General features: G+C 43.4%; 17 protein-coding genes. 10 read left to right on the top strand and 7 right to left on the bottom strand.

The window, feature by feature from the left end; all coding sequences use genetic code 11:
- Positions 1–211 precede the first annotated feature (211 nt).
- Positions 212–1,681 carry a nicotinate phosphoribosyltransferase gene (locus tag BLU58_RS14260; RefSeq protein ID WP_093293207.1) on the bottom strand — a complete coding sequence of 490 codons (1,470 nt, stop codon included), beginning with the start codon at positions 1,679–1,681 and terminating at the stop codon, positions 212–214.
- Positions 1,682–1,764: 83 nt separating this feature from the next.
- Here BLU58_RS14260 and BLU58_RS14255 point away from each other — a divergent pair, with 83 nt between their 5' ends.
- From BLU58_RS14255 to BLU58_RS14235, 5 genes are all read left to right on the top strand, one after another.
- Positions 1,765–2,628, top strand: coding sequence for a DUF72 domain-containing protein (locus BLU58_RS14255; RefSeq protein WP_093293205.1), 864 nt, complete (start codon positions 1,765–1,767; stop codon positions 2,626–2,628).
- A 4-nt stretch (positions 2,629–2,632) separates the two neighbouring features.
- Positions 2,633–3,463 carry a sulfite exporter TauE/SafE family protein gene (locus BLU58_RS14250; protein ID WP_093293202.1) on the top strand — a complete coding sequence of 277 codons (831 nt, stop codon included), beginning with the start codon at positions 2,633–2,635 and terminating at the stop codon, positions 3,461–3,463.
- Positions 3,464–3,476: 13 nt separating this feature from the next.
- Positions 3,477–4,949: a bifunctional metallophosphatase/5'-nucleotidase gene (locus BLU58_RS14245; protein WP_093293200.1), complete on the top strand. Its 1,473-nt coding sequence runs from the start codon at positions 3,477–3,479 to the stop codon at positions 4,947–4,949.
- A 37-nt stretch (positions 4,950–4,986) separates the two neighbouring features.
- The gene (locus BLU58_RS14240) at positions 4,987–5,247 is read left to right on the top strand and encodes a DUF6154 family protein (RefSeq protein WP_093293198.1); all 261 of its coding nucleotides are present in this window, start codon (positions 4,987–4,989) and stop codon (positions 5,245–5,247) included.
- Positions 5,248–5,342: 95 nt separating this feature from the next.
- Positions 5,343–5,636, top strand: a complete 294-nt coding sequence (locus BLU58_RS14235) for a YunC family protein (protein WP_369813807.1) — start codon at positions 5,343–5,345, stop codon at positions 5,634–5,636.
- Positions 5,637–5,733: 97 nt separating this feature from the next.
- On the opposite strand, the gene BLU58_RS14230 is transcribed toward BLU58_RS14235, so the two are convergent.
- Positions 5,734–6,120 (bottom strand): hypothetical protein, encoded by a 387-nt coding sequence (locus BLU58_RS14230; protein ID WP_093293196.1) that lies wholly within the window; start codon positions 6,118–6,120, stop codon positions 5,734–5,736.
- A 371-nt stretch (positions 6,121–6,491) separates the two neighbouring features.
- Between BLU58_RS14230 and BLU58_RS14225 the strand changes: the two genes are divergently transcribed.
- A complete protein-coding gene (locus BLU58_RS14225; RefSeq protein ID WP_369813805.1) occupies positions 6,492–7,598 on the top strand; it encodes a S8 family serine peptidase in 1,107 nt (368 codons plus the stop codon).
- Between the two features lie 186 nt (positions 7,599–7,784).
- Here the strand turns inward: BLU58_RS14225 and BLU58_RS14220 are convergent, their stop codons facing one another.
- The 5 genes from BLU58_RS14220 to BLU58_RS17200 all read right to left on the bottom strand — a co-directional run bounded on the left by BLU58_RS14220 (position 7,785) and on the right by BLU58_RS17200 (position 15,539).
- Complete coding sequence (locus tag BLU58_RS14220; RefSeq protein WP_072333201.1) at positions 7,785–7,991, bottom strand: cold shock domain-containing protein; 207 nt, start codon at positions 7,989–7,991, stop codon at positions 7,785–7,787.
- 193 nt (positions 7,992–8,184) lie between these two features.
- On the bottom strand, positions 8,185–8,613 hold the full coding sequence (locus BLU58_RS14215) for a DUF2621 family protein (RefSeq protein ID WP_093293191.1): 429 nt from the start codon (positions 8,611–8,613) through the stop codon (positions 8,185–8,187).
- Between the two features lie 152 nt (positions 8,614–8,765).
- A complete protein-coding gene (locus BLU58_RS14210; RefSeq protein ID WP_093293189.1) occupies positions 8,766–10,913 on the bottom strand; it encodes an alpha-helical endospore appendage domain-containing protein in 2,148 nt (715 codons plus the stop codon).
- A gap of 173 nt (positions 10,914–11,086) precedes the next feature.
- Entirely contained in the window at positions 11,087–13,237 is a 2,151-nt protein-coding gene (locus tag BLU58_RS17330; RefSeq protein ID WP_093293187.1) for an alpha-helical endospore appendage domain-containing protein, read from the bottom strand.
- 142 nt (positions 13,238–13,379) lie between these two features.
- Complete coding sequence (locus tag BLU58_RS17200; protein WP_093293185.1) at positions 13,380–15,539, bottom strand: alpha-helical endospore appendage domain-containing protein; 2,160 nt, start codon at positions 15,537–15,539, stop codon at positions 13,380–13,382.
- A gap of 504 nt (positions 15,540–16,043) precedes the next feature.
- On the opposite strand from BLU58_RS17200, the gene BLU58_RS14195 reads away from it, so the two are divergent.
- The 4 genes from BLU58_RS14195 to BLU58_RS14180 all read left to right on the top strand — a co-directional run bounded on the left by BLU58_RS14195 (position 16,044) and on the right by BLU58_RS14180 (position 20,484).
- A complete protein-coding gene (locus BLU58_RS14195; protein ID WP_093293183.1) occupies positions 16,044–17,648 on the top strand; it encodes an ABC-F family ATP-binding cassette domain-containing protein in 1,605 nt (534 codons plus the stop codon).
- Between the two features lie 70 nt (positions 17,649–17,718).
- Positions 17,719–18,861, top strand: coding sequence for a radical SAM/CxCxxxxC motif protein YfkAB (gene yfkAB / locus BLU58_RS14190; protein WP_093293181.1), 1,143 nt, complete (start codon positions 17,719–17,721; stop codon positions 18,859–18,861).
- 289 nt (positions 18,862–19,150) lie between these two features.
- Positions 19,151–19,867, top strand: a complete 717-nt coding sequence (locus BLU58_RS14185; protein WP_093293179.1) for a hypothetical protein — start codon at positions 19,151–19,153, stop codon at positions 19,865–19,867.
- The gene (locus BLU58_RS14180) at positions 19,864–20,484 is read left to right on the top strand and encodes a class D sortase (RefSeq protein WP_255404733.1); all 621 of its coding nucleotides are present in this window, start codon (positions 19,864–19,866) and stop codon (positions 20,482–20,484) included. Before BLU58_RS14185 ends, BLU58_RS14180 begins: the two co-directional genes overlap by 4 nt.

Raw genomic sequence — 20,484 nt, 5'->3', positions numbered from 1 at the left:
AAAAAACGACATTTTTCACTATAGTTAGATTATATAGAAAAATTGTTGAAAAGGAAATAATTTGTAAAAAGATGCGAGGTATCAGAAAATAATAAGCTCCCCTCAGTAAAAATAGTGCCCCATTTCAAGGCTCAATGAAAAGGGTTGCCTATCCACTTCTAGGCAACCCGCTACAATCAATTTGTATCTGTAAATAGACCTTACCTTGCCGTCACCGCTCCGAAAGATCTTGCACTTGCTCTTGGATTTCATCCAGAAGTTGCTTCTTCGTTTCCCAAAGCGTATCAGAGAGGTTTACAGCATATTCTTCTGGATTTAAGATGCGGAGATACTCTTCCCAAAACTGATCCATCTGTTGTTGATGGAATTGACGGATCTCATCTAGTTTTGGTAATGAATAGACAAGATTTCCTTCCTGAAAAATAGGTACATGGAGCGGTTCAATTCGATAATTCCGGATTGTTTTCTTCTTAAATGAGTGAACAGGGTGAATTAACAAGAGAGGTTCGGCTGGATTTAGCTCCTCGTTTACTTCCATGATGTAGTCTGCCTGCGCTTTGTTTGTTTTTAAATCGATGATTCGGACGATTTTTTTTCGGCCGGGAGTTGATACTTTGATCGGATTAGATGAAATTTTAAGCGTAGGTGTCCACTGGTTTTCTTCTAATCGCGAGACCATCTTATAAACACAACCGAGAGATGGTTGATCGTGAGCGGTAATGAGTTTGGTTCCAACACCCCAACTGTCGATTCGGGCCCCTTGGGCTTTTAGATTTAGAATGGTTTGTTCATCTAGATCATTTGAAGCGACAATCTTTGTATCTGTTAATCCTGCTTCATCCAGCATTCTGCGGGCTTGTTTAGAAAGATATGCTAAATCTCCGCTATCTAATCGAATTCCTTTTAAGGTATAACCTTTCTCCCGTAACTCCAGCCCAACTTGAATTGCATGGGGAACACCACTCTTTAGCGTGTCATAGGTATCAACCAGTAAGACGGCTTGATCGGGAAATGCATCTGCATAGGCACGAAACGCTTCTAATTCACTAGAGAAATCTTGCACCCAAGCATGAGCATGTGTACCGCTAGTTGGGATACCAAATGTTTTCCCTGCCAGTACATTAGAAGTGGCGTTAAAGCCAGAGATATAGGCGGATCGTGCTCCCCAGACTGCGGCATCTGCTTCTTGAGCACGACGGGTTCCAAATTCCATCAATGTATCTTGCTCCCCGACGATATGACGAATACGAGCTGCCTTGGTAGCTACTAGCGTCTGAAAGCCTGTAAAGTTTAATAAAGCCGTCTCAATGAGATGAAGTTCATTCACATTTCCCTCTAAGCGCATGACCGGCTCGTTTGGAAAGATGAGCGAGCCTTCACGAAATGCATACAAATCTCCTGTAAAGCGAAATTGGCGGAGATATTCTAAAAATGGGGCATTATAGGATGGAGATAAAGATTGTATGTAGGAAAGGTCTTCTTCGGTGAATCGGACATTTTGCAAGTAAGTAATAGCCCGCTCTAACCCTGCAAAAACAGCATATCCATTGCCGAAGGGAAGGGTGCGGAAGTAAAGATCAAATGCACGCCTTTTGGTATGATTTCCTTGTTTCCAATGGGCAAACATCATCGTAATTTGGTACTGATCTGTGTGCAGGGCCGAAGCAAAATTGTGTTTCATGCTGTTCTCGCTCCTCTATATGGCTGTATTTACTATGCTACAATAAGAAACATACATAGATAGAAGTGGGGCGTAATAATCGAATGAACCAAGTCCGAATAGGAGTTTGTGGTTGGGGAGACCATGTTTTTAGTACGCAAGCGTCTAAGATAAAAGATAAATTAGTGGATTATACAAGCCACTTTCCTATTGTGGAGTTAGATAGTACGTTTCACGCGATTGCGAATGTAGACCGCGTAGCGAAATGGGTAGAGCAGACGCCCGAGACATTTCGCTTTCTAGTGAAGCCGTATCGAGAGCTTACGGGTCACGGACGACCCAGTCAATTCCCTGAGAGACCGTGGGAAGAGATTGTGAAGGCAGTAAAAGAATCTTTTGAGCCTATGCGGATAGCAGGGAAATGTGAATTGATGCTTTTTCAATTTCCTCCTTGGTATGATTGTTCACAAAAGCATGTTCGATACATACGAAAAGTAAAAGAAGCATTTTCTGAATATCGTTTGGCCATCGAGTTTCGCAACCAAAGCTGGTTTAGTGAATCGATGTGTGACCAAACCCTACGGTTCTTAACCGATGAGAAGCTGGTCCATGTTGTATGTGATGAACCACAGGCCGGAATTCATTCTGTGCCGATCGTGGCGACATCTACTCACCCGACATATAGTGTAGTGAGATTTCATGGACGGAATAAAGCTGGCTGGGATCAGCCTGGGAACCCGAACTGGCGTGATATTCGCTATGCCTACGACTACTCAGAGGAAGAAATTTCAGAGTGGGTTCCCAGAATACAAAGTTTAGCAACAAGTAGTCAAGAAGTATATGTATTATTTAATAATAATTCACAAGGCCACGCTGTCAAAAGTGCGAGGAAGATGATGAAACAGCTAGGTATTTCCTATGAAGGACTTGCACCGAGGCAATTAAGTTTACTGGACTGGATGGAGTAATCACATGGATGATATCGTAATATGGGGATCGTTATTATTAATTGGTTATGTAGCAGGTACGATTGGGAGTATAGTAGGACTTGGCGGCGGTATTATTATTGTTCCAGCGCTGTTGTATTTAGCACATTTTTTTCCACCTTTTCGCATGATTAGTCCGCCGATAGCTGTGGGAACCTCTTTATTTTTAATTGTGATTACTTCCCTTGCTTCGACTCTGAGCTTTCACAAACAAAAGCGAATTGATTTTACGAGCGGATGGCTATTTTTTCTCGGATGTGGACCGGGTGCGATGATAGGTGCATACTTATCGCGCTATCTACAATCCAACCTCTTTCTAATGGGTTTTGGTATCTTTATGCTGGTGATCTCTTTTGTTCTCATGATAAAAGATCGAATTAGATGGATGAGATATACAGGGTCTCAGGTGAGAACTCATACGGATCCAGACGGACATAAATGGACATACGGATATAATCGATGGCTAGTATTGGGGATGTCCTTTCCCATCGGGATTCTTTCAGGACTTTTAGGGATCGGTGGTGGGGCCTTGATGGTTCCGATCATGCTTATCGTGTTTCGGTTCCCTCCGCATGTAGCTACAGCTACCTCGATGTTTGCTATTTTTTTATCGTCTATTCTGGGTAGTGGTATTCAGGCTTTTCAAGCACATATTCATTGGATGGCGGTCTTGCTATTAGCTCCTGGAGCTTGGCTGGGAGGCAAAACAGGAGCTTGGATTTCATCTCGTCTAGAGAGTAAATACTTGCTACGAGCTTTTGAAACGTTACTAGTAGTGATTGCGATAAAGATGATCTATGACGGATTGACCTTGTGAGGAGGACCTTTATATGAGGCATGTAATTCGTCTTTACCATACAAATGATCTACATAGCCATATGGAGGAAATGGAGAGAATTCATAGCTTCGTGGTTCGGAAAAGAGAGGAAGCAGAGTTAAGAGATGACTCGTTTCTTCTTGTTGATTTGGGCGATCATGCCGATCGGTTTCGCATGGAGACGGAAGGCACTATGGGGATAGCGAATCGTAAGATCTTAGATTATACAGGCTATGACATCGTAACGTTAGGAAATAATGAGTTGTTAACGATTTCGGATATCCATTTGGCTACGATGTATCATCAGTCTTCTTTTTCAGTGGTAAGTAGTAATGTTCGTCAGAAAGAAGATCAAGGGTTACCAGCTTGGATTAGGCCTTGGGAGATTAAAGAGATAAGAGGAGTACGCATCGCATTTTTAGGGGCTACTATACCATATCCGTTGGTGTATGAGTTGCTAGGTTGGGATGTAGATGATCCGATGGAGTGTATAGCAAGGGATGTAGCGTTATTACGTTCACAGGTAGATGTGATCGTCGTTCTCTCCCATTTGGGTATATTTTGGGATCGTAAGATGGCAATGATGATTCCTGATGTGGACATTATTATAGGAGCGCATACTCACCATCTGTTAGCAGAGCCAGAACGTATCGGTACTACGATGATTGTAGCGGCAGGGAAGTTTGGAGAGTATGTCGGGGAAGTGCAGATTATCGTTGATCCAAATACAAATAATAACCTCTGTTTCGATGCTTGCGTCCATATGATGAAGATAGAAGAGCCTTCTGTTGAGATGGCTCATTTTATCCATAGTTTACGACTAGAGGCTGAGCATGTTATGACGAGACCGATTGCGCAATTAGAGGAAACACTGCCCATCTCGTGGAATAAGGAATCCATATTTGCTAATTTGCTCGCCGATGAACTTCGAACATGGACAGGTGCTCCGTTTTCTTTGGTCAATAGTGGAGTATTATTAGGGCCTCTAGTTGAAGGGGTTGTTACTTGGGAAAAATTACATAAACTTTGTCCCCATCCGATTAATCCAGTACTAGTCGAGATTTCAGGAAGGGCAATTCGCGAGGCATTAGAGCAATCCCTAGAACCATCTTATCAAAATAAAAAAATCCGTGGTTATGGATTTCGTGGGAAGATACTGGGTTCATTAGCGATATCGGGATTGCAGGTGGTAACCACTCGTACTGTTAACGAGAAGCAGAGCATACAAGCCATCTATATGGGGAATGAACAGTTAGAAGATGAGTATCGATATCAGTTAGCCACGATTGATATGTTTACTTTTGGTTCTGGATATGTCACTTTAAAAGAGAGTGAGTTACTGAGATACTATGTGCCCGAGTTCTTACGGGATCTCTTGAAGGATGCGATTCAAGATTCCTCCAAAATGGAGAAAGCAAAAGAAAAGCGTTGGCTTTCGAATGTCTCTTTTGAAACAGATTGTGGTACACTCACAGACATGAACTAAATAGCATGTTTTTGATAGATGAAAAGGAGGACTCCTCTTGAGTTTCGTAAATGATATTTATGAACTTTATCGTGATCAGCTTCGTGATGATGAAGATGATGTGATTACTATCGTCCTAAATCTATTGGAAGATCAATCACGTGAACATATGATTCAACTGATTCAAAATATGGGTGATGAAGAAGTAAATCAGATGATGGGGATTTATCTGGTTGAGATGTTAAAGATGAAGATGGTGCAAGATGGAAAAATCTCACCGTACAAGCCTGCGCCCGTTATTCCAACACGCATTCATTAACTTTGATAGAGAACTTATATTCATCGGCACTCTTTGGGCAGGATCGACATATAATGAAGAAAGAGATCCGAAATGGGGTGTTTGATTTGATTCAAATGAAGCCAATACATATTGGTGAATCAGTCGCAATGGGCATAGAAGTGAAATTACCCAAAACCACCCTTCTGGTCATTACCACAGAAAAAGGGTATATTATGTGCGGTGCGTTGGATGTAGGTTTATTAAACGAACGGTTAAGTGATCGTCAAATTATCGCAGCTAGGGCAGTAGGGGTAAAGACATTAGAGGAATTGCTGAGTGCACCTCTTGAGTCTGTGACTCACACGGCTGAAGATTTTGGGATTATTGCTGGGATGGCGGGAGAAGAAGCCCTCATCCGAATGATGTAATCGAAATGAATCGATGCACGCATATAGAAAGGAGCTTTTTTTGAACAGCATAAATGTTGTTCAAAAAAAGCTCTTTCTTTGTTGTGTGAAGGCACAGTTACTCTAATAACTTTTTTAACTCCTTAGATTCCGCTAGGGGTAGTAGACCATATTTTGTGTCAAGTGTCACTTCTGCTTCCCAGTTTTCATTAAACCAAATGTAGTACTTCTTCTCTTTAGATACATCCTCGTTCTTCTTTTTTGAAAACCAAAGCTGAACATCTTCCGGTTTCGTTCTCGCTGGTGTGGAGGCTTTCCAGTTAATCAAACCAATATATTGGTTGATACGATCGATTTTTTCCTTGTCTGAGATCTGTTTTTTCTCGCTCAAGGTGTTGTTAGCTTGTTTTTCTTGATAAATGACTAACTCATTTGTGCTGTTGCAACCCATGATGATGAAGAATATAGACATCACAAGGAATAGAAAGAGCAACTTTTTTTTCAACGTTATCCCGCCTCTATATATGATTGATAGTATAATTTCCCATAACCTTCGTTCATATACAAATAAAATATCTAACTATTCGTAATTTATTTTTTATTCATTCTATTACTTTGGATTTCAAGGGAAAAACGTCCTTATATTTCAGAGTCGTTTTAGTATGAAAATCAAGTGTTTTTCTTTACTCGTTCTATGTATTTCACTGACTTCCAGACCGACTCTTTATAAATAAAAAGAAAATTTTATTTTTTAAAAAAATTAGAAGGATAAATTCATTTATGTATCGAATATTTAGATTACAAAACAATTAAGGGGTGATTCATTTGTATAAACGTTCACTTTCGGTTGTAGCTGCTCTGGCATTGGGAGTTTCTATGGTGTTTTCCAATTCAATAGGAACCCAAGCTTCGGAGAATGAAGGTAGTTCAGAAATCATTGTCAAGTTCAAGCCAGGAACTTCATTAGCCCAAAGTTCCTCTCTCCATGCGAAAGCAGACAGCCAAGTGATCAAAACAAATAGCACACTTGGTTTTCAAGTAGTGAAGGTTCCAGCTGAGAAATCAGTTAAGCAAGCGATTCAAGAATACCAGAAAAATCCCGATGTATTGTATGTCGAGCCGAATCATGTATATCGTGCTACATTGGTTCCAAATGATACTGATTATGCAAAACAGTATGCCCTACAAAAGGTAGAGGCTGAAAAAGCTTGGGATATTACAAAAGGGTCTGGTCAAGTCAAGATCGCGATTTTGGATACAGGTGTAGATTACAACCACCTGGATTTGAAAGGGAAAGTAGAGAAGGGACGTGACTTTATCGACAATGATGATGATCCTATGGATGAAAATAAACATGGTACTCATTGTGCGGGAGTAGCTGCTGCTACAATGAACAATAGGGTTGGTATTGTTGGAATGGCACCAAATGTAAAAATTATCGCAGAGAGGGTCCTAGATGCAAAGGGGAATGGAACGGCAGATGGGGTGGCAAGCGGGATTACGCATGCGGCTGACCTAGGTGCTCATGTAATTAGTTTAAGCCTAGGTAGTACAGATGAATCTAAGGCATTACAAGATGCAGTCGATTACGCAGTAAGCAAGGGATCTACTATTGTTGCTGCAGCGGGAAATGACAACTCATCTACTCCCAACTATCCAGCTTACTATGAAAATGTCATTGCGGTAGCAGCAACGGATCAAAATGATCGTAAAGCCGACTTTTCTAACTATGGAAAGTGGGTAGATGTGGCAGCGCCTGGAGTAGATATTTACTCAACAGTTCTTGGTTCAGGTTATGAATCTATTTCCGGAACATCCATGGCAACGCCACTCGTAGCAGGGGTTGCAGGTCTTCTGGCTTCTCAAGGGAAAAAGGCAAATGAAATTCGTGCTTCCTTAGAAGAAACCGCAGATGCAATCCAAGGAACGGGTGACAACTGGACTCACGGTAGGGTTAATGCATACAAGGCTATGAGCCGATGAAGGAAAGATGATCGTTTCAAGATTTGACTACAAGACGAAGTGATAGCGTTGGTTTGCACTTCGTTTGCACTTTCCCTTTTCCCCCGTAATAAGCTCGATAAAGCTTTGTTATGTAAATCTGTAAAACCCTTGAAAACAAAGGAAAAAGCACCCTCATTATGAGAGTGCTTTTTCTTATAGTCCGAATTAACGAACGTTCAAACGATGAACGTTAGCGGATTGTGGACCACGGTCTCCCTCAACGATGTCGAACTCAACTGGCTCGCCTTCTTCGAGAGTTTTGAAACCTTCGGTTTGGATTGCGCTATAGTGTACGAATACATCGCCACCGTCTTCGCGCTCAAGGAAACCATAACCTTTATCAGCGTTAAACCATTTTACTTTACCCTTCATGCTTGGGGCCTCCTTCTTCATTAAAAAGCGGACAAACAGTCAAGCATTTAAACCTATTGATGAACCTATTGTTTCAACGTACAAGAGGCCACACAAGGTGAAACTTGATTCCCAACCACTTTTTAACGTAATATACGTATCCTACCATACAACGGGGAAAATAACAACAAAAGCAGGAAAAGAAAAATGTGATTTAAAACAAATGCTGATATGGCTTTAAATCAATCTGTTTTTTTTGTAAGGTTTCTTTTAGCCATTTGTGATCCCTTTTCGGGGTGGCTAGTATATACCCACGGATGATGTATTCTTCCTTTAGTTCTTTCGCTTTCTCAGACAGAGCAATCTCACCTATTTTGCCAGCAATTTTTTGTTTCGCTACATCGCGGAATAATTCTGGAACAGGTGCAACTAGATCCCGGAGGAGGGCTTTTTTCTCGTCTGTCCAGAGATGCAGTGTTTCGTTTATATAGTGCTCCTGCCAATCGAGCTCAGAACGGCCATCTTGTTTGGGTAATCGTTTTAGAAATTTACGAAACATAAAATATCCACCGATACACATAACCCCAAAAAGTGCTATCCAAAACAAGGTGTAGGCCCATTGAAGCCAGAGGGGTCTTATCATGATTCTCACCTCTATTTAATAAGATGATTTCTCATATTTTTTGGATTCTGGCTTCATTATATAGGGGATGGTGATAAAAAGACAACAAGTGACTTCTGTGAAAGAGTTGTGTTAGATTGGCGCTTAAAGCAGGTTTGTAATGAGGTTATCGGTTACGTGGAGCTAAGGTTTAAGACTCCTATTGACAGTGGGCTAACTCCTACTGGGACGGTTGTAATGATTGTATGGGTGTCTCCATCTATGACTGAGACCGTATTGTTCCCAACACCACCGTTGGTTACATAGATTCGATTTATGTTAGGGTTTACAGCCACTGAAGATGGGCGAGCTCCTACTTGAATCGTTGCGACGACAACATTTAAATTTCCGTTGATTACGGAGACGTTATCACTAAGACTATTCGCTACATAGACACAATTTGTACGTGTGTTTACAGCTACACCTACGAATCCTTCAATATAGAACGACGACCCTACTGTAGTGGTTGCCGTTATCGTATGGGTCATTCCGTCTATTACCGAGACTGTTCTATTGCCTTGGTTGAGTACATAAATCGTATTTGTGTTAGGGTTTACTGCTGAGGATGTGGGGAAAGATCCTGAAGGAATCAGGGTGAGTACAGTATTTGTGCCTCCATGTATGACAGAGACGTTATTATTACCACTGTTGGAAGCATAGATCCGATTTGTAATGGGATTCACGCTTACTCCTGATGCAATATTTCCCGCCGGAATGGTTGCCAATATTGTATTTGTAATTTCATCTATTACAATAACTTGATCGCTAATGTCAAAGGGCGGACGGGTTACGTAGATCCGGTTCCAAGAAGGATTTACTGCAAGTGCTCCTATTACGGCTGCTGTAAATGTATTGGTGATTATGTTTGTGTTCCCATCTACTACAGAGACTGTCACGCCATCATTAGGTATATAAATTTGTTTTGTAACAGGGTTTATCCCCAGTGCTCTTGGGCCACCCGCTATTGTAATGGTTGTGGATATGGTATTCGTGGTTCCATCTATAACGGAGACATTATTACTATCTACATTGACTACATATATACTTGATATATTTACGGGCCCAGTGGGTCCGGTAACCCCTGTTGAACCTATCGTTCCATCTGGTCCTGTAGATCCTGTGCCTCCCGTAGCCCCTGTGGCAGCGTTCTCCCCCATAGGTCCCGTCGTTCCTGTGATTCCAGTAGGCCCAATCTCCCCTGCGGTTCCATTGATTCCTGTCAATCCTGATGATCCAGAAGGTCCGGTTTCTCCCGTAGGTCCGGTGATCCCTGCTAAAGAAGAGGAACCTGGTGATCCAGAAGGTCCCGGAGGCCCTGATACACCCACCATCCCTGTTGTCCCCGTAGCCCCTGTGAGAGAAGAGGAGCCTGGCAAGCCTGAGGGACCTGCTGGTCCTGCACTTCCTGTAGATCCTGTGCCTCCTCTAGCCCCTGTGGAAGAAGAGGAACCTGGAGTACCTATCGGTCCCGTGATTCCTGTAGCCCCAGCACTACCTGTAAAACCAGATAGACCACTAGGCCCAGTGACCCCTGTGGGTCCAATCGATCCTGTGCCTCCCCTAGGTCCAGTGGATCCGGTAACTCCCATTTCCCCCGTCGATCCTGTGGCTCCCGTCGGTCCCATAAAACCAGATATCCCATCAGGCCCAGTGACCCCATCAGGCCCTATATTTCCAACTAAACCTGAAGGACCTTGAGGTCCAGTGGATCCTGTAGCGCCCGTCGGCCCTGTTGTTCCCGTCGATCCGGTTCCAGTTGGAGCCTCTAGTCGCACCCTTGCAGAACCGGGTGTGACTTCGATGTATAATGTATCTGATACAAAGTTTGCATGATCCCCGACAAGCATTGGAGCAATGCCACTAGCCCCAGAGTTACCTAATAATTGGAATAAAAAATCACCTGTCGCAAATGCGCCGGTGGCTCCAATTGGCCCGGTGGGTCCTTGAGTTCCTTGTGGCCCTTGAGTTCCCTGTCCTGTATGATCACTTGCACCTAAGACCTTTTCTAATTTCTCTTGTAAAATCCATTCTTTTTTTGCTATTTCACGTACAGTATCCCGAACACTATTGTTTACTAAAAGCAAATCGCTAATAGTAGCAATTTGGGGAGCAGAGATGCCTGGTAATGTTCCTAGGATGTATTGTATTTTTTCTCCCTCTGCATTGATAATATGGCTCAGACCTAGCTCTTCTAGGGCAATGGAGGATAATAAAAGATTGATTGCATCTTCTCGATTAATGGAAATAGTAGGGGTTATGTTAGGAATATTGGCTTGGGACATATTCACACCTCACTGACATTCGCCTATGTTTTTCAGGTTATATTATGCAAAATATTGAATGGTGTGATGGTACTTTTTAGATGTGTATAGTTGTTCAATCAAAAGCTCATCGACTAAGGATGAGCTTTTGATTGAAATATCTACTGATACGGGTCCTTATGATTTTTGCTGGATCATGTGGTTAGAGAATTATATACTGCTACGGAGGTTGGTAGAATTCCTACCGAGATGGTGGTGATAATCGTATTCGTACTCCCATCAATGACAGAGACGGTATTCCCATTTAAATTGGCTACATAGATTTGATTGGCAAAAGGGTCCACACCTACTCCGTTTGGATTCTCGCCTACTGTAATCGTTGCAAGTACCGTATCTAGATTTCCATTGATTGCAGAGACTGTATGATCGGTATTATTGACCACATAAATACAATTGGTATGGGTATTTACGCCTATGCCATTTGCGCCATTTGTATAAGCCTGATTCCCTATCGTAATGTTTGTTATTACTGTATCGGTTTCTCCGTCTATAACAGAGAGGGTCTTATCATTTGTATTTACTACATAAATCCGATTGGTATTCGGATTTACCCCGGAGTATATGGGTGCGTTTCCTACTGTAATGCTGGCAACGATTGAATTTGTTTTTCCATCTATCACCACAACCGCATTCTCGAAATTAGCAGGGAGATATGTCCGACTTGTGATCGAATTTACCGCTACTCCCAGTATGGAATCCTGCAATGAAATCGTGGCTAACGTTGTATTAGAAATTCCATCTATTGCGAAGACTTGACTTGTTCCTAAAGCTATTTCACCGACTGCATAGATCTGGTTTCGGGCAGAGTTTACCCCTATCGCTAGTAAAGGATTTCCCGGATCTGTCGGAACAATGGTAGATACTGTATATGTCTCTCCGTCTATGACAGAGACATTCCCATCATTCCCAGCTACATAGATCCGATTTGTGACGGAATTAACTCCGACGGAAAGTGGTGCATTTACTGGAATAATGGTAGTTACTGTATGAGTATTTCCATCAATGACAGAGACGGTATTATCAAATGAATTGGTTACATAGATGGTTGCCGTATTGACGATAGCCCCTGTAGGTCCCGTGGATCCTGTTGTACCTATATCCCCCGTGGGTCCAGTCGGTCCGGTTGCCCCAGTAGAAGAAGCAGGTCCAGTCGGTCCTGTGGATCCCTGCGGACCCGTAGCCCCTGTAGGTCCCGTGGGTCCTGTGTTTCCCGTGATTCCAGTTGGCCCTGTCGGTCCTGTGCTCCCCGTGGGTCCTGTATCCCCAGTAGCGCCCGTGGCAGAAGCAGCGCCGGGAGGCCCAGTCGGCCCTGTCGGTCCCGTGTTACCAGTCGGCCCCGTGATTCCAGTAGCGCCCGTGGCAGAAGCAGAACCGGGAGGCCCAGTTGGCCCTGTAGGTCCCGTGCTCCCCGTGGGTCCTGTATCCCCAGTAGCGCCCGTGGCAGAAGCAGAACCGGGAGGCCCAGTTGGCCCTGGGGGTCCCGTGTCACCAGTCGGCCCTGTAACTCCATTTAGGCCCGGCGACCCTGTGCCCCCTGGGGGTCCTGTAATCCCACTAGGCCCAGTCGGCCCTTGAGGTCCCGTAGCTCCTGCGGGTCCTACGGGACCTGTTACTCCAGTTAGACCAGTCGGCCCCGTGTCCCCTGGGGGTCCAATCCCACTTGGCCCAGTCGGCCCTTGGGGCCCCGTAGCTCCAGTTGGTCCCGTGGGTCCCACAGGCCCGGTCGCCCCTAGTCCTCCTGAACTGCTATTGGGCACCTCTAGTCGCACCCTTGCTGAACCGGGTGTGACTTCGATGTATAACGTATCTGATACAATGTTGACATTATCTCCATAAAGCATCGGGGCTATGCCACTAGTCCCGGAGTTTCCTAAGACTTGAAATAGGAAACCACCTGTCGCAAATGATCCAGTGGCTCCGATTGGCCCGATGGGTCCTTGGGGTCCTTGGGCTCCTTGAGTTCCTAGGGATCCCTGTCCTGTATTGTCACTTGCACCTAAAACCGTCTCTAATTTCTCTTTTAAAATCCATTCTTTCTTTGCTATTTCACGTACGGTATCCCGAACACTACTGTTGATCAAAAGCAAATCACTAATAGTGGCAGGTTGGGGAGCAGAGATTCCAGGCAATGTTCCTAGGACGTATTGCAGTTTTTCTCCTTCTGCATTGATAATATGGCTTAGACCTAGCTCTTCTAGGGCAATGGAGGATAATAAAAGGTTGATTGCATCTCCTCGATTAATGGAAATATTAGGGGAAATATTAGGGATATTGGCTTGGGACATATTCGCACCTCACTGACTTTGCCTACGTTTAGGTTATAGTATTCAAAACGTTGAATACTGTGATTTTCATCAAAACAAAAAGCCCGTTTTCCTTCGATGAGCTTTTTGTTAGAAATATTTCGTTTAGAAAAGAAGAGTCGGATTAACTTATACTTACTCCCACTGAGGTTGGAGCAGATCCTACAGTAATCGTGGTGATAATTGTATGCGAGTTTCCATCAAGTACGGAGACATTGTCATCTACATTATTAACTGCAAAGATCTGATTCGCAATGAGGTCTACGCTCATTCCGATTGGGTTGTTGCCTACGGGAATGGTGGTAACAACAGTATGGGTGTTTCCACTGATGACAGATACATTATTATCAAGCCCGTTAGCTATATAGATACAGTTTGTATGGGAGTTTACCCCAATCCCGGTTGCGCTGTCTAAAAATAGCATACTTCCCACCGGAATAGTGGCGAGGATTGTGTGGGAATGACCATCTATTGTAGAGATCGTATCGTCAAGTGTGTTGAGGACATAGATACAGTTGGAGAGCGAGTTGACTCCCATATGTGTAGGGCTGTTTCCTACCGGAATCACCGTGGATACAGTAAAGGTCATTCCGTTGATGACGGAGACTGTATTATCTACGGCATTGGCCACATAGATCTGGTTCGTTACAGAATTTACACACACACCTTCCGGACCTGTGCCCACTGGGACTCTAACAAATACGCTATTTGTAACACCATCGATTACATAGAGATTATTTTTTGTTTGGGTAATTCCGTAGATGCGATTTCTAGCGGAGTCAACGCTCAGCACGGATATATCTACTCCTACTGTAAACGTGGAAACGACGGTATGAGTATTGCCATCAATAACGGAAACAGTACTATCGTCAAAATTTGCTACATAGATCCGATTAGTGGTGGTGTTAACTGCTATTCCTTTGGGATTCGTGCCTACCGGTACGGTGGAGACGATCATGTGAGTCATTCTGTCAATGATGGAGACATTATTACTACCAGAATTGCTGACATATATGGTTGATATAGGTGAATCTGATGGCCCAGTCGGTCCGGTCGCGCCTGTGGCAGTGGCAGCTCCGGCGGGTCCGGCAGGCCCTTGGGGCCCAGTGGCGCCTGTGTTTCCGGCAGGTCCAAATTCCCCCGTTGGTCCGGTCGCGCCAGTAGAAGAGGCAGCTCCGGCGGGTCCGGCAGGCCCTTGGGGCCCAGTGGCGCCTGTGTTTCCGGCAGGTCCAAATTCCCCCGTTGGTCCGGTCGCGCCAGTAGAAGAGACAGCTCCAGCGGGTCCGGCAGGCCCTTGGGGCCCAGTGGCGCCTGTGTTTCCTGTAGGTCCAAATTCCCCCGTTGGTCCGGTTGCGCCAGTAGAAGAGGCAGCTCCGGCGGGTCCGGCAGGCCCTTGGGGCCCAGTGGCGCCTGTGTTTCCTGTAGGTCCAAATTCCCCCGTTGGTCCGGTCGCGCCAGTAGAAGAGACAGCTCCAGCGGGTCCGGCAGGTCCTTGGGGTCCAGTGGCGCCTGTGTTTCCTGTAGGTCCAAATTCCCCCGTCGCGTCGGAGAGCCCTAGAATTCTTGGGTCTTCCGTCGGTCCGGTTTCGTCCAACAATTTTTTGTTCCTAGTTGTCTTAGTTGTCTCAGTTACACCCGATACCTTCTTCGATTTGACTGGTCTTTTCCAGATTGATCTTATGGCTCTTGATATCTTCGCTGTTCCCACAAGTTTTTTCGATTTATCTTTGCCTGTTGACTCTGGCATTCCATCGCCTGTTTCATCTATTATCGTCGCGTCTGTTGTTTCACCCGTGTTGGAATGGGTTGAAGATATGAAAACCATTTCTTCTTCATCCGAATGTATGGATGTTGGGAGTAGAGTGCTATCTGTCGTAAATGTGTCTATCGATTCTATGGATATGGTCGGCTTTGTTGACTCGATCTGCTCTATGATGCTTGTGGTATTTATGGTGCTAGTTATACCGGTTCGGGGACTTGGGATGCTCGCTATACTGAGAACACTTTCTAACTTTTCTAGTAGAACCCATTCTTTTTTCGCTAATTCACGAATCATATCACGAACACTCTTATTTATGAAAAGTACATCACTAATGGTAGCAGGGTGGAGAGTAGTGGCTCCTGGCAAGTTTCCTAAGACATACTGTATCTTCTCACCCTCAGCATTAATAATATGACTAAGCCCTATCTCCTCCATTGCAATTGAGGCTAATAGTAAGTTGACCGCATTGTCTCGATTAATCGAGATGGTAGGGCTAATATTAGGGATATTGGCTTGAGACATCTCCACACCTCACTAGGCATTGTCTATTTTTCTTACTAGACTATTCGTAAATGCCCAGCAATGTGCAATGTGTTCCTATTTTTCTGCCCATAAAAAAACTCATCGACAAGGATGAGTTTTTTCTATCAGGGCTATATTTATCTATTTACTAGAAGAGGAAGTGAACAGCTAGAACGATCAGGCTCCACATTGGAATACTTAGTAATAGTCCGTTTAATAAGCCAGTCATTTCTCTCATCGCTGTTTCCTCCTAAAAATTCGTCCGTTTTGATTTGATACTTGTATTCTACATGGTGAAGTGAAGCAAGTCTCATGTTTCGGTTATTTGTAATGTAAGTGTAATGTTACGGTGATAAATATGACATACGACAACGTATTTGTTGCAAATGAAGCTCACTCCATTTTTATAAGAAGAGATCTGTTTACCTGTCCAATATTGAGTTAAGCAGGAAACATGGTACAATAGACTGGAATCATTTTGATGTTACGGAGGAATTTAGCGATATGATCACGGTGCAAAATGTAGGCTTACGTTTTGGCGGACGGAAGCTTTTTGAAGATGTAAATATTAAGTTTGTTCCAGGCAACTGCTATGGAGTAATTGGAGCAAATGGTGCTGGGAAATCTACTTTCTTGAAGATACTAGCTGGAGAAATTGAACCGAACACAGGGGAGGTAATCGTGACTCCAGGGGAAAGGCTTGCTGTTTTAAAACAAGATCATTTCCAATATGAAGAGTTTGAAGTGTTGCAGACCGTTATTATGGGGCATGCGCGCTTAGCTGAGATTACCAGTGAAAAGGATGCTCTCTATGCAAAAGCTGACTTCTCCGAGGAAGATGGCATGCGTGCCGCTGAATTAGAGGGTGAATTTGCTGAGTTAAATGGCTGGGAAGCAGAGTCAAATGCGGCTATCCTATTATCTGGGCTGGGAGTCACAGATGATCTTCATTATAAGAAGATGAGTGAATTAGACGGTAGCCAGAAAGTAAAAGTGTTGTTAGCTCAAGCACTTTTTGGTAAACCAGATATCTTACTACTCGATGAGCCTACTAACCATTTAGACTTAGAGGCCATTCGTTGGTTAGAAGATTTTCTTCTTAATTTTGAGAATACCGTTATTGTCGTAAGCCATGACCGTCACTTCTTAAATGTGGTTTGTACTCATACAGTAGATATTGATTTTGCTGAGATTAAATTGTACGTAGGTAACTATGATTTTTGGTATGAGTCCAGTCAATTGGCATTAGCACTAGCGAAAGAGAAAAATAAAAAGGCCGAAGAAAAGAAAAAGGACCTTGAAAACTTTATTGCTCGATTTAGCTCCAATAAATCAAAAGCGAAGCAAGCTACCTCAAGGAAGAAAATGCTAGAGAAGCTAAACTTGGAAGATATCAAGCCTTCCTCTCGTCGTTATCCTTTTATTCACTTTGAACAAGAGCGTGAAGCGGGGAATGATTTAGTACGCGTAGAAGGTCTAAGTAAGTCAATTGATGGTGAGCAAGTATTGAAAGATGTACGCTTTACTGTCAATAAAGGAGATAAAATCGCTATCGTCGGTACAAATGAGGTAGGGAAATCAGCCTTATTAGAAATTCTAGCGGGCGAGATGGAACCAGATGTTGGAGAGTACACATGGGGAATTACGACAACCCAAGCTTATTTCCCGAAAGATGTGTCGAATTATTTCCAAGGAAATGAAGAGTCTCTTGTCGATTGGTTGCGTCCTTTCTCGAAAGATCAGACAGAGACCTATCTGCGTGGATTCCTAGGTCGAATGTTGTTCTCGGGCGATGAAGTATTGAAAAAACCAAGTGTTCTTTCCGGGGGAGAAAAGGTACGTTGTATGCTCTCGCGGATGATGCTAAAAGGCGGTAATGTTTTATTGATGGATGACCCAACCAACCACTTGGATTTGGAATCCATTACTGCACTGAATAAGGGCTTGATCAATTACCAAGGAACGATCTTATTTATCTCGCATGATCATGAGTTTGTTCAAACCATCGCGAATCGGATTATTGAAGTGAAACCAGATGGCACGATTTTCGACAAGCAGATGACCTATGATGAGTACGTAGAAATGAAGATTGCGGAAGGCAAAAAATAAGGTACCAACATGTGGAAACCAGCTTAGGGCTGGTTTTTCATATTGAGTTAGAAAAAAGAGAGGGAAGCCGATGGAACAGCATGAGAAATTTCCGATAAAAAGCCGTATTTCGCCTCAGTTTGACCCTTGGGATGTGTGGCAGACCCGTCAGGCCAAAGGGCGCTATGAGTTAACGAGTATCGAATTTACGGTAACTAATTTATGTAATTTACGTTGCGAGCATTGTGCGGTGGGTGAAGAGTTAGTTGAAAGAGAAGGAGCTGCGATTCCAGTTGAAGTATTAATCCGTAGACTAGACGAGATTGATTCGTTACGCACGATCAGTATTACGGGCGGGGAACCGATCGTAAGTCCGAAAGTGGTCAGGGAAACCATTCAACCGTTATTGAAGTATGCAAAATCGAGAGGGATTTATACTCAGTTAAACTCCAATCTCACTCTACCACTTTCGCGTTATGAAGATTGGATTGAGGATTTAGATGTTCTTCATATTTCCTACAACTATCGAGATGTTCACGATTTTCACCGGATTGTTTTTGCAAAAATGGATAGGGAAGTGGATTTAAAAACGGCTGAAACCTTATTTGAGAGAATGAAAGAAAACTCGCGAGCGTTGGCTAAGGCAGGTGTATTTGTCTCTGGAGAGTCCTTATTAAGCCCATTTACTTCTCAATTTATTGATCAAATGCATCACGATCTGGTGGAGATGGGATGTGCACGGCATGAAGTTCACCCTCTTTATCCGAGCGATTTTGCTCGTCATGCGGACCTGATCTCGCTAGAGCAATATGAAGAAGCGATTCATCGTCTACTTGAGGTTCGTGATCCGAATACATGGATTTTATTTGGAACCCTTCCCTTTTTTCCATGTAGTGATGATCGGGAACATCGTGCTCTTTACAAACGGTTGCACGAAACTCCCAGTGTTACCGTTCGTCAAGATCCCGATGGACGCAACCGTCTAAATGTAAATGGTTTTACGGGTGATATCATTGTAACGGACTTTGGAGACGTTCCACCTCTAGGAAACATCCACCACGATCGATTATCAGATGTCTTTGAACGATGGTTACAACATCCGTTGGCGAAAAAGTATCATTGCTACTGCGAACAAGCAAAATGTACAGGCCCTAATATCCTAGTGGCGAACGCTTATTATGATAACTGGGATTTTACAAAGCGTAGTGCCGAAGGATTAGTGAAGATTGGATAGTTGATAATTGAAACACTCTTTATAGACACGGAAGCATATGTATGTAAAGAGTGTTTCTTTATGTCAAACAAAAAATGATCTTCAGCCAAAGCAATATCCATTTTTCGAGGCCCCAATCCCTTTGTTGTAAAGCGATACAGGAGTTGTCGATAAACTACAAAAAATATGAAAAGTTGTTGAAAAAGACAGTTAATTTGTAATAAGATAAGGAAAGAACTAGAAATTATGCCGTGGTGATAAACGTGAAAATGACGTGTTTTTGTTGGTTCAACTAGAAGGAGGTTGAATGATGGATAAAAACCCGAAGTTCGTTTTGGGAATGTTCCAAATTGATAAGGATAAAAATCGATTATTGGAGCCCACTACACTATCTCCTCCCAAAAGACAGATATCTCTTACCACTTTGTTAGCGCTTTGTGTGGCTACGGGTTTGACCATGGGGGCGGGCAGCGCATTTGCCAAAGGTTCTCTATCGATGGATGATGGGGCGATTGATCAAGTGCCGTGGAGTACGAAGCCTTCTCAGCAGGTAGAAGTGAAGCCTAACGTATCCACATTTGAAAGAAATACAACCCCAAGGAATTCTGAGTCCGATTCGAAGGAGATTCTTCCTGTAGCACCTTCCATACCATCTACATCGAACCAAACGACTCCAGCTTACGAAAAGAAAGTAGAACGTGCTATCGCCGAATCGAAAACAAAGGAAAATGCCCCCTTAGTTAGCTTTAACAAGGAAAAAATTGACTATTCTTCCAAAAAAAATGAGCAAAAACAAAATGCAGTGTCTAAACAATCGAAGCCACTATCGGCATCCTCAGAAGTTAAAAAACAAGTTTCTACCTCAGCTCCTGCTGTAAGTACAAATGCTCCTCTACCTAAGACGGAACAAGGTGGAGCACTCCCACAAACAGCCGGGCATGATGTGGAAGGTGTAATGGTGGGCGTCGCAACAGCGCTTATGGCTGGTTGGTATTTAGTTTATACAAGAAGAGCTCAGTCACAGTGAAATGGGATCGGTGGCTAGCTATCTTTTTTTTAACAGCTGGAATTGGCTATGCAAGCTATTCAGGTGTGAATTACATTCTTCAATTACAAGTAGTGGAGAAAACGGAGAATCAAACGCATCCCCCTTCCTTACAAACAAAGAAGGGGGATGTAGAAAAATCAGAAGATGTTTTATGGCGTACCGTACCTACTATGGAACGACCTAAAAAGGGGGAGCATTTTGCAGATTTAGTCATCCCTCGATTAGAAGCGAAGATACCTATTATAGAAGGTACAAATGAAGATGAACTGGAACGGGGAGTGGGGCACTATTCGAAAAGTGTCTTACCGGGTGAACCAGATAATGCTGTACTGTCTGGCCATCGTGACACCGTTTTCAGGCAGATGGGGAACATGCAACTAGGTGACGAATTACGTGTTGTCACAATTCGTGAGACGTTTGTCTATGTGATTCAGAAGATGTGGACGACAGATGCACTCGATCGTACGGTTATCGTTCCAAGGGAAAAGCCTGTCCTCACTCTTACTACGTGTTATCCGTTTTCTTATATTGGTCCTGCCCCAGAACGGTATATCATTGAAGCCCATTTAACGAAGCGATTGACCAATTCGGATTAA

Source organism: Thermoactinomyces sp. DSM 45892, from assembly GCF_900107305.1.
GTDB lineage: Bacteria > Bacillota > Bacilli > Thermoactinomycetales > Thermoactinomycetaceae > Baia.
This window is presented reverse-complemented; position numbering and strand designations above follow the sequence as displayed.